Source organism: Streptomyces sp. NPDC014733, from assembly GCF_043083385.1.
Taxonomy (GTDB): Bacteria; Actinomycetota; Actinomycetes; order Streptomycetales; family Streptomycetaceae; genus Streptomyces.
Genome location: NZ_JBIBYO010000001.1, coordinates 213,703 through 226,759, shown reverse-complemented (window position 1 = coordinate 226,759; position 13,057 = coordinate 213,703). Strand labels below are relative to the sequence as shown.

Genomic DNA, 13,057 nt, shown 5'->3' with positions numbered 1-13,057 from the left:
CCGAGGCACGGCGCCTGCCGGCCGGCCCGCCGTGGCGCCTCCACGGATCCCCGGCCGGTCGCCGTGGCGCCTCCACGGCGACCGGCGCCGTGTGCCTCAGCAGACCGACCGTGGCAGCACAACTCCCGCTGTTCCAGGCCCACTTGACGGATCACCGTTGCCCGCCCCCGCCCCGCCCCATACATTGATCGCGCCCATCCGGCTCCACCCGCCGTACGGTCGGCGGGACTTGGGAGGATCCATGCGCATACGCGCCTCCGTCCGCACCTCCGGCCACCGGCGCCCGGCGCCCCTGCGCGCCGCCGCGGCCGTCGGGGCGGCCTTCGCCGCCACCCTCGCGCTGACCGCCGCCGCACCCGCCGGCGCCGCCCCGGCTCCGGCCGCCCGGTCCGGGCAGCCCGTCGAGTACTTCACCGGCCCCGGCGGCCATCCGCACCACACCACGGTGCCCGCCTCCGCCCCGCTCGCCCCGGCCGCGCGGACCTCCATCGCCGCCGACGGGGACGTCACTTCGCTCGTCAAGAACGGCCCGGTCGCCGACAAGCTCGACGTCGTCTTCATCGGCGACGGCTACACCGCCGACCAACAGGAGGACTTCCACAAGGCCGCCCGCGCCAAATGGGAGAAGATGACGGCCGTCGAGCCGTACGCCTCGTACACCAAGCTCTTCAACGTCTGGGCCGTCGACGCCGTCTCCCACGACTCCGGAGTCTCCGGCGACCCGACCCAGGACGTCGTCCGCGACACCGCCCTCGGCTCCGGCTTCTTCTGCAGCAACACCGAGCGGCTGCTCTGCGTCGACACCGCCAAGGTCGAGGCGTACGCCGCCAAGGCGCCCGCCGCCGACCTCGTCGTCGTCCTCGGCCACTCGTCCAAGTACGGCGGCGCCGGGTACAACGACGTCTCCTCGCAGGTCGGCTACGACGGCATCGCCACCGCCTCGTCCGACAACGACCAGTCCGACCAGATCGCCGTCCACGAGACCGGCCACTCCCTGGGCAAGCTCGCCGACGAGTACGACTACGGGCAGGAGGGCACCTACACCGGCCCCGAGCCCACCGAGGCCAACATCTCCACCCTCGGCGCGGACGCGATGAAGTCCCAGCAGAAGAAGTGGTACCGCTGGCTGGGCCAGGAATCCCCGGACGGCGGCAAGGTCGGCGCGTACGAGGGCGGCGGCTACTACGAGAAGGGGCTCAACCGCCCCACCGACAACTCGATCATGCGCACCCTGGGGCGGGAGTTCAATCTCCCCGGCCGGGAGGCGATGATCGCCGGGTTCCACCGCCACGCCACCTCGCTGACCGCCGAGGTGCCCACCGGGCAGACGCTCGCCCGCGGCGGAGCCCTCCGCGTCACCCCGCTGCCGGGCGCCACCCCGCGCTGGTACGTCGACGGCCGCGAGGCCCGTGCGGCGCGCGGTGCGACCACGGTGCGCCCCGCCGCCCTCGGCGTCCCCGCCGACGGCCGCCGGCACACCGTCACCGTCCGCGCCACCGACCCCACGGACGCGGTCCGCGACCCGTCCCTGCGCTCCCTCCTCACCACCGAACTGAGCTGGCGGGTCAAGGGCTGACCGGCCGGGCTATGCCGATCCGCGGGGGCGGTCCGGGGTGGCTCCCCGGTCCGCCCGCGCGGCGTAGGTGATCACTCCGCCGCGCACGCCGATCTCCATGGGGCGCCCGCCGCCGGGCAGTGCGAGGACGCCCGTGCCCTGCGGGTCACCGGCGTGCCAGGCGCCCTGCTCCAGCGCCTCCGGCCACTGCCGCCGCGGCCGGGCCCCGCGGGTGGACATCTCCCTCGTCCACTCGCCCCCCTCCGTCAGGAGCAGCCGCACCGGAACGCCGACGTCCTTCTTCCGCGGAAGCCGCTGCACCGCGGGCACCGGGCGCCACGGATGTGCCTCCAGGACGCGGCGGATGCGCTTGAGGGCCTGCAAGGGGATCACGTAGCGGCAGGCGAAGCCGCAGCAGACGAGGAACGTCACGGCGCCGACCGCACCGAGCAGATTCCCGCCGCCCCGCCCCCGGCGCCCGCTCCACTTCACGTCGGACAGTGCGATGACCCCGGAGCCGTCGAGCACGGCGAGCACGAGGAAGAACACCACCCACCCGACCGCCCAGCACGCCAGGTGGATCCGCACCCGCCGCCGCTCCGCGGCCCAGGCGGACCGCGTCCCCGCGTCCTCGAAGGCGACCGTTTCCGGCACCGTATGCTCCACAGACCTCACCGGAAAGTCTCCCTTTTCGAACACCAGGTCACCGACCTCGGGAAAGGCCCTTCTCCAGGGCCCGGAGATTACGCAAACTTGATACTTGCTATACCTTAACCTGGCGTCGCGCCGGGCGGCAGATGGATGCCCCAATTGCCCCTAGTGCGCCCTATGTTCGCTTCGCTTGCCGGGGGAAAGAGGTTACCGGTGTCCGACGAGTTCAAAGTGGATCTCACGCAACTCGGCTCATTCGGCCGCGTGTTGAAGAAATCCGTTGAAGATCTGGAAGCCGCACGCAAAGCGCTTTCGGCGGTCAGCACCGAACAGATCGGAACGGCACGCCTGGACAAGTCGTGCGAAACCTTCCAGGAGCGGTGGAAGTACGGCACCGGCGAGCTGAAGGAAATGATCGAGGCGGTCGACGAGGGTGTCGAGAAGACCGCACTGAGCTACAAGGAGCTGGAGGACAACCTCTCCAAGGCGCTCAAGAAGATGAACGACACCGCAGCCGCCAACGCGGGGGAGCGCTGACATGACGGCAAATCCCTATCCCCACCTGGGCTGGAATCCCGTCCCCGGCCTCCCCGAATCGGTCTCCGGCCTCTACGGCAAGGTGAAGGCCGCGGCCGACACCCTGAACAACTGCTACCAGCAGATCGATTACCTCCTCGGCGCCAGCTCCAGCTGGCAGGGCGACGCCGCCAGTGCCTTCCGCGACACGGTGGACGGCGACCTCAAACTGGCCGTGAAAAACGCCGGCCGTTCCCTGGGCAAGGCCGCCGCCGCTCTCAGCACCTGGGAAGGCGACCTCTCCTCCCACCGCGATCTGGCGAAGAAATACGACGACGCCGCGCGTGAGAAGAAATCCGAGGCCGACAGCGCCCGGAAGCGCTACGACGAGGCCAAGGCCAACCCGGACCTCAAGCTCGGTGGAAAGGAATACCCCAGCCAGGCGGAGGCGGACGCCGCCACGGACCGCCTGCGGGCCGCCGAACGCGCACTCGACGACGCCACCACCCACGTCGACAACGCCAACGCCGCCTACGACGACGTCCTCAAGAAGGCACGCGAACTCGAAGGTGTCCACAGCGACCGCGCCGACGCCGTCGCCAAACGCCTCGACGAAGCCGACGACAAACTGGCGCCCAAGGAGCCGGGCTGGTTCAGCAAGACGCTCAGCGCAATCGGGGACGCGCTCAAAGCGGTCGGCGAATTCCTCGTGGAACACGCCGGAACCATCGGCGCCATCGCCGGCCTCCTGGCGCTGCTCCCGACGCCGCTGGCACCGGTTTTCGCGGGCATCGCGGTCGCGGCCAGCGCGGTGTCCATGGCCAAGAACCTCGCCAGTGAGGACTTCAGGGACGCCCTGACCGGAAAATACGGCTGGAAGGAAGGCATTTTCGCCGGAGCTTCCCTGGTCGGCGACACCCTCGGCATGGTGCCGGGCGTGGGCGCCCTCGCCCGCGCGGGCAGTGAGGCGGGCCTCGCGGCGGCCGTCGCACGCGAAGGCGGCGAGGCCATGTCGCTCGGCTCAAAAATGGGAAAATTCGGCAGCGAAATCGTACCGGCCTTCAGCTTCAAGGCACTTGACGTCGCCACCTCCCCGGCTACCGGAGCGCTCCAGTACGGCATCAACGGCGTCAACGTGGCAGCCAACATGGCGTCGTCCATGGAAAGCCTCGGAATACTCCCGAAGGACGGACCGGGACACGACGGCGCCGAGGTCACCAAGGGGGTCGCCGCCGGCACCGGCCTGAAGGGCGGCGCCACCGAAATCATTACCGACGTAGCAGAAATGGTGAGGGGCATCCGCCTGTGAACGGCCTTATCGACACGACGACGGCCGCACCGAAACCAGAATTCTGGTACGGACTGCCTTACGGCTACCTCCGGTTGGACCTCGACCCCACCCCCGAGGGAATTCAGGAGACGGCCCGCCAGATCACCCTGCTGCCTCCCGAGCACCGCGACCGCGCCGATCAGATATTCCGGCTCTACGCGGGCGTCCTCACCATGCTCCGGAAACGCGAAGTGATGGGGTGTGCCCTCGGTATGCACCCCGACGACGACGGCGAACCGACCCTGTCCGTCCTCACCGTCTCCACCGTCGCCACCACGGGCATGAATCCCCACGCCGTCCTCATGCAACTGCTCGGCGGCGACAGCACGGGAACCACCGCCGCCGACGGCATCGTCCCGGTGGAAATCCCCGTCGGCACCGGATACGTATGGGAAACCGTCCGCCGCACGCCGTCACCGGCCGCTCCGCCCGAAGGAGAAGAAGTCGGGGAAGAAGAAACCCGCGAAGGCACCGTCTGGCAGGGCACGGTGGCCATTCCCCGCCCGGACCGCGCCTCGATCCTCATGCTGCAACTGGTCACCCCCGCGGTGGAATCGGCTCAGGACTACCGCGGCGTACTGCTCGGCGTCGCCCGCACGGTCTCCTTCACGGACCCGGCGGCGGAGGCCGCGGCGAACGGGAATTCCGAAGCGTCCGCCGCCTACGACGCAGCGGAAAGGAGCCCTTTCGGGTGACCCCGGAAGAGCGTGAGCGGGTGCTCGCCAAGCTTCGGAAGCCCGTGCCGGTCACCTACCCGACCGACGGCACGGATTTCGAAGGGGCGCTGAAGTACCACTACGCCACCGCCACGAAGAAATTCTTGACATTCTTCCCGGCGTTTCTCCTCCTCTGGGTTCAGCTGTACGTGTTCCAGAACACCTATCTGATCCCGGTGGCCCCCATCGGCCTCTTCGGCGGCCTGGTGGTCCTGCTGGCGTTCCGGGAGCGCATGGCGCTGACCCGAAAGTGCGCACGGGTGCTCCGCACCTATCCCCTGGAATTCCGCACCCCGGTGGAGAAGGAGGGCCAGTACGCGTCCCACACCCTTTACCTTCGTCTCGGCGGCGGCCGCCGAGACCCGCTCACGCTGCGCGCGAAAGAGGTGCTGAACCGCTCCGGCCGGCCGGAGACGGACGCGGGCGTCTGGTTCGCCGGGGACGAGCCGTTCGGCGGGGTGGCCCTGGTCCCGGGCACCGGTGAGCTGCTGTTCATGCAGCCGTCGCGCTGGGAGGACGGCGCCAAGGAACGCGAGAGCGCGGGCCCCGACCGCAGGCACCGGGCCTCGCGCGCCCGTATCACCCGCCCCAGCCGGTTCCGCTGAGCCCCCGGCCGGCGCTACTGCCCCGGCGCCCCTGGCGTCCCCGGCCCCGCGCCGCCCGGCACGCGGGGCGGCCCCGCGGTGGCCCGCATCCGCACACGCACCCGTCCCCGGTGCCCCGCGCGCACGCCGTCCCGCGGCAGGTCTAGCGTGGTGCCCCGTGACACCGACACCGCTTTCGGCCGGTTTGCCGGAGCTGACCGCGACGCGGTTGGCCGACAGCTGGCAACTGGACCCGTACGCCCTCGCCCTGGTGCTGCTGCTGGGCGGCCTCTACGCCTGGGGCGTCGTACGGCTGGCGCGCCGCGGTGAGCGGTGGCCGCTCGCCCGCAGCGCCGCCTTCGCGGGCCTCGGGCTCGGCGCGATCGTCGTCGCCACCATGTCCGGGCTGGCGGTCTACGACCACGAACTGTTCTGGCCGGCGGCGGTGCAGAACATCGTCCTCGACCTGATCGCCCCGCTCGGCCTGGCCCTCGGCGACCCGCTGGCACTGGCCCTGCGAGGACTGGACGACCGCTCGCCGACCGCCCGCCGACTGCGCGGCGCGCTCTCCGGCCGCCCGCTGCGCCTGCTGACGTTCCCGCTGGTCAGCACCTTCCTGGTGCTCGCCTCCGAGCTGGCGATCTACTTCACGCCGTACTTCACGACCGCCCTGCGGCACGGCCCGCTGCACGAGCTGATGTATCTGCAACTCCTCGCCGTCGGCACCCTCTTCGTCCTGCCGATGCTCACCCGGGAAGAGTTGCTGCCCACCTGGTGCAGCCATCCGGTACGGGCCCTCCTCGTCCTCGTCGACGGGCTGGTCGACTCGGTACCCGGCATCGTCGTGATGACCAGCGGCACCCTGGTCGCCGGCGGCTGGTACACCGCCCACCACCGCCCCTGGGACCCCAGCCCGCAGCGCGACCAGATGATCGGCGGCGGCCTCATGCTCACCCTCGCCGAACTGGTCGGACTGCCCTTCCTCATAGCGGTCTTCGCCGAGTGGGTCCGCTCCGAACGCGGCAGGACGGCGGCGCTGGACGCCCGCCTGGACCGCGAACTGGCGACGGTGCCCGCCCCCGCCACCCCGAGCACCCCGGCGCCCCCGACCGCCCCCGAAACGCCGCAACCGGAACTGACCCGCCCCTGGTGGGAGACCGACCAGGGCGAGGTGGGGGAGCGGTACCGGCGCGGGGGAGGCGGTGGGCGGAGGGGGTGAGGCGTTCGCCCTCCCCGTGGGCACCGGTCCGCGCCCACGCAAAAGACCCCGACCTCAGCGTCTCCACTGATGTCGGGGTCTTCCGGCACTTCCTGCGAAGTGCCCCCGGCAGGATTCGAACCTGCGCACACGGCTCCGGAGGCCCCTTCACTGTTCAGGGTTCCCGCAGGTCAGGGCATCAGGCGCCATGTTCCGGCAGCTCTCCGTCCACGGATAGTCCACGGCGCGATAGATGGACGATGGCGGGTGCTTCGGACACTCCCCGTCTGGACCTCAGTTGGGGACAGTCAGCCACGATGGCGGTTGAGCTAAACGACCAGGCGCGCGTATGCCTCGCGGTACCGGCCGCCGGGCTCAGCCACTCTGCCTGGTCGTTGGCACGCCCCACGACGGCCGGCCAGGCCGGATGGCGATCGACCGCCGTTTTACAAGTTCGACCTGAACCCGCTTCCGCTGTTGCCATCGGCTGGCGCGACAGCCGGACGGAGACGCTGGTGTACGCCGGGGACGGCAGCGGATGGGGGCGGTTGCTGTGGTTGCGGTACTGCGCTGCGGTGGGTCCGCCGCTACGGGAGTGCCTTGGGGTTGGTACTGATAAACCCATTGCCCTCGGGCCAGATCACGGCGCAGCCCTGCGTCATGGCCAAGGCCAGGAGGTCTTCCCGCGGCTCGGAGGGGAGCAGGATGGCGCGGATGGTGTGGTCGACGAACCTGCTGTAGTCCGCGAGCTGCCCGATAGCCATGCGAATGTTCTCGCGGGTGACACTGCCCTTGGCCTCGACCAGGAGGCCGAGCCCCTTGGCGTGGAGGTCGGTGAAGAGCGGGCGGCTCTCGCCGGGGGGAAGGATGCGCTGCCGGCCGGACTGGTGGCCATTGCTGGTCAGGTAGTCGGCGAACGACTTAACCAAGCGGGCTTCCTTGCGGTCGGCCTCGTAGGGCTCCTGGTTCGGGTTGACGAACGTAGTCTCGCTCTCGTTCCGTTCCAAGGGAAGGTCGTCCACCTGGTTGGGGTGAGAGACGAGCAGCCGGCCGAGCTTGGTGGCGGGTTCCTGCGGTGCGGTGTCTACCGGGTTGAGCCGAAAGACGATGACCTTGCGGAGAGGGCCGTCGTTGGTCTCGGGGGCGTCCGCGGAGTACCAGGGGTTCTCCTGATCCACGGTGAACTCGCCGCGATAGGTGACCGTTCCGCGGGCGCCCTGGAAGACGCGCAGCGCACGCCCTTCAGCCTGGTGGTTCAAGATGCTGGCGTTGCCGGAGACCATCCGCTGATCGCCGTACTGGCCTTCTCCGCTGTAGTGGAAGCGGCCGTCCGGCATCCAGTCGTCGTAGTAGCCGTGCTTTTCGCCGGCGACGGGGTCCGTGAAGACGAAGACGTTGGGCGTCTTGGCTGACGGCCCGATACCTCCCTGTGTCCGTCCTCCGAACTGGTTGTGCAGCGCCTTGCGCTCGATCTGATCGCCGGGCTTGAGCTGCCACTCCACGTTGTCCGATGCCGTCTCGCTCATGGGCCTCCCTCTGAAGCTGTCGCACCTCACAGCAAGGCGCAACCGTAACCACTTTGCATACATGCGAATTGGATGTCAAATTTCGACATCCAATTGTCTTGTCGTCGAGTTGTGCACCGGCTCTGTGCATGGATGCGCCCCTATGCGCACTAGCGCGTCGGGGGTCTGGCGGCGACGGTGGGCGTGTTGCTGCTTTTGGGGCGAGGCGCCAGGGGGAAAGGCGGTAGGCGATGGGCACGGTGACCCCGTGGGCGAAGGAGACGTTTGGTGAGGTAGCGGGTGCGCTGGCTGACGCCATACCGGCTTGCCTGACGCGCGCTCATGAGCGGGCACGGAACGGTCACCAAGGCGTGCACACCCAAACGCTGGAGGCGTACGGACACGGTCTCCACGCCGTGCAGTACGAGGAGCTCGCCGCCGGCCTCGAACATCTCCCCAGCGCAACCGCCGTCCGTCTTCAAGCTCGAACGGTCGTGATCGTCGCCGACAACGTGATCTACCCGATCCGCTACGCCAAGACGGACGTGCCCGTCACTGCGGCACGACTCCGACGAGCGACAGGGCTGCGCGCCGACCTGATCCGACGTCACGGACCAGACCCCATGCAGGGAGAGTTGGACCTTGGGCTCGAAGTGCCGGGCGAACAAGAGGCCCATCGGGACCTTGGGCAACTGCCGCCAGAGGTAGGGCTGGTTCTCGTCGCCTATGCCTGCTCCATGGACCGTGGAGTGATGCGCCTCGAATGGGGTGCAGCCGAGTTACGCCGAGAAGACCGATATCTCATCTGGCACCACCACGAGCCGCTACACGCCGTCTAGCAAACGTAGTTGCGAGAAACCGATGATCGTGTAGCTGGGCCATTCGTGTAGGATTTTCGGCACGTCGCATCCCCTTCCGGCAATAAGCCATCCTCCTGAGCGCGGCGTTGAGAGGCGCAACCATGCCCAAGAAGTATGCGTACGAGCTCCGCAAGCACCGCGTTGAGCACGGCGTGAAGATCCCCGTCGAAGTACTCAAGATCGACGACAAGGCCCAGCGAACTCTTAACGAGGCAAGGGCCCGGAGCATGGCCAACCACCTCGTGCCGGAAGCCCTTGGGACCATCGTCGTCTCGCAGCGAGAAAACGGCGATCAGTACATCGTCGACGGCATGCACCGGTGGCATGTGTGCAAGCTGGCCAGCATCCCTGAGCTGGTGGCGGAAGTGCACCATGGGCTTGACCAGCAGGAAGAGGCAGTCCTGTTCCTGATCAAGAACAGGGAATCAAGCAAGCCGACCCCGCTGGACGAGTACAAGATTGGCCTCACCGCCGGACTGCCGCTCTTCGTGGATACCGAGTCGGCCCTGCAGAAGCGGAATCTGGGGATGGGTTCTACCGGAACCAACATGGTCGGAGCGGTCGCCGGGGTGCTTCGCATCACTGATCTGTACGGCCCCGAAACCCTTGAGCGCACCCTCAAGATCGCGGAAGACGCTTGGGGGCGGACGAAGGAAACGTGGGATGGCATGCTGCTCGGAGGAATCGGTATGTTCCTCGGGCGTCATGGAGACGAAGTGGACGACAAGGCGCTCGCCGGGAAGATCGGTAAGAAGGACCCTGCCTTCCGGTGGCGCGCAAACATCACGGCCCTGGCCTCCGCCGGTGGTACCCGCCACAGTGGAACAGGTTCGAGGGTGAGTACGTGCTACACGCTGCTCGTCACCGAATGGAACAAGGGTAGGCGCAGCGAGAACCGTATCGACGTCTGATCCTGTAGTCGCGCTCGCGGATGGCGCGGAATGTGAACGGCTCTGGACTGCACGAACGGTCTGGGGCCATTCGCATGAACCGGGCTGCGTTTCGCCCCCTTAACCCACCACTCACCCAGCTCCCATCCCGTCCGCCGTCGACCCACACACTGTGGAGCGGTCGTGGTTCAGGGCGTCAAGGTGGAGCGCGCTACTGTACGACCGACCTTGACGCCCTGGGCCGCGACTGCTCGGTTTTGCCTGGGTCGAAGGTGGCCGGGATGGGAGCCCCACGACGCTCGCCACGCTCCGGCCGGCACTCGCGAACGGCGCCCCGTCCATCCCGGAGTCTGAGCGCCCCCGCCGGAGGCGTCAATTTCTGAGACGAGGCGGCTGATCGCCAACGCGCGGTCCGGGCGCCGGCCGGGCTGGAGCGGGGCGGAGACAGGAGCGCAGGGCCGGGCGGGGGCCGGGCCGCGCGCGGGGAGCGGAGCGAGCCGCCTTGAACTCGTAGAGAAGGTTGTTACTCAGTACGGCGCAGGGGCCTTCGGGCGGGGCGTGAACGTCTCGGTACAGGCGGGGAGTTCGGTGGCGGTGCGGTGGGCCAGGTCGAGGAAGAGCACGGGCCGGGCGGTCCACTCGATGCGGGTGTCGCGGTGGCTGACGGTGAAGGTGTAGGGCGTGTTGTACGCCAGGGTCTCGATGGCGCTCACGTAACCGCCGGCCATCCACCTCCGGGCGTGCGCCGCGGCTTCGGCTTCGAGAGCCGAGGTGATCGTGCTGAGCGCGACCCGAATCCAGCGGACGGCCTGGACGGCGCTGTCGCCCTCGCAGGAAGCGAGCAGTACAGGCGTCTCGCCGGTTGCCGGGCTCTGGGTCCAGCACTCGCACCAGTAGCCGGGGCGAGGTACAGGCACAGCCGTGGGACTCATTGCGTCCTCCATGCGGGACTCACGGACAGCGTGTAGTGGATGGCTTCGTCGCGGATCGCGAAGAGGTAGGACTCGCCTCCGGCAAGGGCACGTAGCGCGTCCTCGTGGGCGGCACTGTCGCTGAGCCAGTAGCGGACCGGTCTCGCCGCCGGGGCATCGAGCTGATCAGCGATGTCCCGGGCTCGGCCGCGGAGCCAGCGCAGGGCAAGACGTGGGGTGGTCGCGGAGCCTAAGCCGAGGCAGATGAATCGGCCCTCGTGGAGCACGTGGGCAACGGCCTCACACCGGTAGCGAGGGTCGTCGGCAGCGTCATCACCTCGATCGCGCCCGATCCCGCGCAGCGCCCGCAGCCCGCGGCCAACTTTCCCCGGCGAACTTTCGCGTTCCCGCCCAGCAGCTAGGCGACTGCTCATATACTCGTGCATACAAGTTCCTTTACGCTGGTGGGCCGCTATGGGCAGTGGGTTAGAGCTAGACGAGTTTGACGCCGTCGTGTGCTCGTACGGCGGGTGGCGATGTGGCGTCGAGGGCGTCCAGGACGCGGATCGCGTACGCCTCGTCGGCGAGTTTGGTGACTTCCTCGTGGGTTGCCCAGCGCAGGGCGCGGGTTTCCTCGCCGGTCGTGGGGGTGCCGTCGATGGCTTCGCAGCGGAAGACCATGGAGACGATCAAGCCGGTCATGTTCTTGTAGATACCGGTCAGCGTTGCTGGCAGGGCGATCTTGATGCCGGTCTCTTCGAGGACCTCGCGCTGAAGCGCTTCGGGGATCGTCTCGCCCGGTTCGAGCACGCCACCAGGCGGTTCCCACTGGCCATTGTCGCGGCGCTGGATGAGCAGAGCCCGGCCCCGGTCGTCAACGATGACTCCGGCGACGCTCACGGAGTGCGGACGCTCGGCGCTCACGGAACTTTCATCCCCTTCGGCTGGCTAGGCTTCCCACCGTAGCAACAGATGTCAGCCGCTCGTCTAGATACCTAAAGGAGTCAACATGCCCGCTCAGGGTACTGCCCTGCTCGGCGCGCTGGACCCCACCAGCGATCGCGCGGTGTTCCGGCAGATCGCCGACCAGCTCCGCGAGGCGATCGACAAGGGCCGGTTCAAGGAGGGCGACAAGCTGCCCTCCGAGACGGAGCTGGTCGAGCATTACGGCGTATCGCGGATGACCGTCCGCAACTCCCTTTCCGTCCTCCAGGGCGAGGGCCTGGTGGTCTCCGAGCACGGCAAGGGTGTCTTCGTCCGGCCGCGTCCGCCGGTGCGGCGGCTGGCCTCGGACCGCTTCGCCCGGCGCCACCGCGAACAGGGCAAGTCCGCGTTCACCGTGGAGGCCGAAGCCGCGGGCAGCCGGCCGGAGGTGGACAGCCTGGAGGTGAAGGAGGAGCGCCCCTCGCAGGACATCGCCACGCGCCTGGGCGGAGCGCGCCGCGTGCTGGCTCGCCGTCGCCGCTATCTGCTCGACGGCCGGCCGGTCGAGTTCGCCACCTCGTACATCCCACTGGACCTGGCGACCGGCACCCCGATCGCCCAGCCGAACCCGGGCCCCGGCGGTATCTACGCCCGACTGGAAGAGCTGGGGCACCGTCTCGACCACTTCGACGAGGAGATCCGCGCCCGGATGCCCTCGCCGCAGGAGGTCAAGACGCTCCGGCTGGCGTCCGGCGTCCCGGTCATTCACCTGACCCGCACCGCGCACGACACCGAAGGGCGCGTGGTCGAGGTCTGCGACACCGTGATGGCCGCCGACGCGTACGTCCTCAACTACCAGCTACCCGCCACCTGATGACGGGGCGGAGGGAACGCTGATGCGCTTCCGCCCCTCCTCTCTCGACTCGTACACACGAGACACTGAACTCGTATAGACGAGTAGCTGTCTCTGTGTCATAGTGATCTCCGCGCCCCGGAATCCCGGGCGCGAAGGTTGCAGCTTGTCTAGACGACTAGCTGTCGATGGAGAGGGAGAGAACGTTGCGTTCCATCCGCGTGGAGACCTCGGCGGCCACGATCCTGCTGACCGAAGCTCCGGAGAAGAAGCTGAAGGACCGGCGAACCGGCGAGGTCGCCACCGACGCCAACACCGGTGAGGTGCTGTGGACGGTCGGGGTCGTCTACATCGAGGGCGGCGAGTCGGCGCTCCTCAAGGTCACCGTGCCGGAGAACGGGCTGACCGAGGGGCTGGCGGTCGGGTCGCCGGTCTCGCTGGCCGGGCTGGTGGCTCGGCCGTGGGAGTCCACGTTCAACGGTCAGGAGCGGCACGGCATCGCCTTCCGGGCCACGGCCGTGATGCCTGCCGAGTTCACCGTCCCGACTGCGGCAGCGGCCTGAT

At 68.7% G+C, this 13,057-nt stretch carries 14 protein-coding genes; 10 read left to right on the top strand and 4 right to left on the bottom strand.

Features of this window, described 5'->3' with window-relative positions; all coding sequences use genetic code 11:
• The first annotated feature begins 241 nt into the window (after positions 1-241).
• Positions 242-1,576 (top strand): M64 family metallopeptidase, encoded by a 1,335-nt coding sequence (locus tag ACF1BH_RS00980; protein ID WP_391640267.1) that lies wholly within the window; start codon positions 242-244, stop codon positions 1,574-1,576.
• Positions 1,577-1,585: 9 nt separating this feature from the next.
• Here the strand turns inward: ACF1BH_RS00980 and ACF1BH_RS00975 are convergent, their stop codons facing one another.
• Entirely contained in the window at positions 1,586-2,209 is a 624-nt protein-coding gene (locus ACF1BH_RS00975; protein ID WP_391640266.1) for a hypothetical protein, read from the bottom strand.
• 210 nt (positions 2,210-2,419) lie between these two features.
• Between ACF1BH_RS00975 and ACF1BH_RS00970 the strand changes: the two genes are divergently transcribed.
• The 5 genes from ACF1BH_RS00970 to ACF1BH_RS00950 all read left to right on the top strand — a co-directional run bounded on the left by ACF1BH_RS00970 (position 2,420) and on the right by ACF1BH_RS00950 (position 6,571).
• The gene (locus ACF1BH_RS00970) at positions 2,420-2,743 is read left to right on the top strand and encodes a hypothetical protein (protein ID WP_391640265.1); all 324 of its coding nucleotides are present in this window, start codon (positions 2,420-2,422) and stop codon (positions 2,741-2,743) included.
• A gap of 1 nt (position 2,744) precedes the next feature.
• Entirely contained in the window at positions 2,745-4,031 is a 1,287-nt protein-coding gene (locus ACF1BH_RS00965) for a hypothetical protein (RefSeq protein ID WP_391640264.1), read from the top strand.
• Positions 4,028-4,747, top strand: a complete 720-nt coding sequence (locus ACF1BH_RS00960; protein ID WP_391640263.1) for a hypothetical protein — start codon at positions 4,028-4,030, stop codon at positions 4,745-4,747. The genes ACF1BH_RS00965 and ACF1BH_RS00960 overlap by 4 nt, the downstream gene beginning before the upstream one ends.
• On the top strand, positions 4,744-5,373 hold the full coding sequence (locus ACF1BH_RS00955) for a hypothetical protein (RefSeq protein WP_391640262.1): 630 nt from the start codon (positions 4,744-4,746) through the stop codon (positions 5,371-5,373). The genes ACF1BH_RS00960 and ACF1BH_RS00955 overlap by 4 nt, the downstream gene beginning before the upstream one ends.
• Before the next feature lie 157 nt (positions 5,374-5,530).
• Positions 5,531-6,571, top strand: coding sequence for a cytochrome c oxidase assembly protein (locus tag ACF1BH_RS00950; protein WP_391640261.1), 1,041 nt, complete (start codon positions 5,531-5,533; stop codon positions 6,569-6,571).
• 566 nt (positions 6,572-7,137) lie between these two features.
• Here ACF1BH_RS00950 and ACF1BH_RS00945 read toward each other — a convergent pair.
• Positions 7,138-8,076, bottom strand: coding sequence for a restriction endonuclease (locus tag ACF1BH_RS00945; protein WP_391640260.1), 939 nt, complete (start codon positions 8,074-8,076; stop codon positions 7,138-7,140).
• A gap of 230 nt (positions 8,077-8,306) precedes the next feature.
• Between ACF1BH_RS00945 and ACF1BH_RS00940 the strand changes: the two genes are divergently transcribed.
• A complete protein-coding gene (locus ACF1BH_RS00940; protein ID WP_391640259.1) occupies positions 8,307-8,894 on the top strand; it encodes a hypothetical protein in 588 nt (195 codons plus the stop codon).
• 122 nt (positions 8,895-9,016) lie between these two features.
• Positions 9,017-9,826 carry a DUF6551 family protein gene (locus ACF1BH_RS00935; protein ID WP_391640258.1) on the top strand — a complete coding sequence of 270 codons (810 nt, stop codon included), beginning with the start codon at positions 9,017-9,019 and terminating at the stop codon, positions 9,824-9,826.
• Between the two features lie 506 nt (positions 9,827-10,332).
• Here ACF1BH_RS00935 and ACF1BH_RS00930 read toward each other — a convergent pair.
• Both ACF1BH_RS00930 and ACF1BH_RS00925 read right to left on the bottom strand, forming a co-directional pair.
• Positions 10,333-10,737: a hypothetical protein gene (locus ACF1BH_RS00930; protein WP_391640257.1), complete on the bottom strand. Its 405-nt coding sequence runs from the start codon at positions 10,735-10,737 to the stop codon at positions 10,333-10,335.
• A gap of 471 nt (positions 10,738-11,208) precedes the next feature.
• The gene (locus tag ACF1BH_RS00925; RefSeq protein ID WP_391640976.1) at positions 11,209-11,616 is read right to left on the bottom strand and encodes an NUDIX hydrolase; all 408 of its coding nucleotides are present in this window, start codon (positions 11,614-11,616) and stop codon (positions 11,209-11,211) included.
• A 109-nt stretch (positions 11,617-11,725) separates the two neighbouring features.
• Between ACF1BH_RS00925 and ACF1BH_RS00920 the strand changes: the two genes are divergently transcribed.
• Complete coding sequence (locus ACF1BH_RS00920) at positions 11,726-12,514, top strand: GntR family transcriptional regulator (protein ID WP_391640256.1); 789 nt, start codon at positions 11,726-11,728, stop codon at positions 12,512-12,514.
• Positions 12,515-12,699: 185 nt separating this feature from the next.
• Entirely contained in the window at positions 12,700-13,056 is a 357-nt protein-coding gene (locus tag ACF1BH_RS00915) for a hypothetical protein (protein ID WP_391640255.1), read from the top strand.
• The last annotated feature ends 1 nt before the right edge of the window (position 13,057 follow it).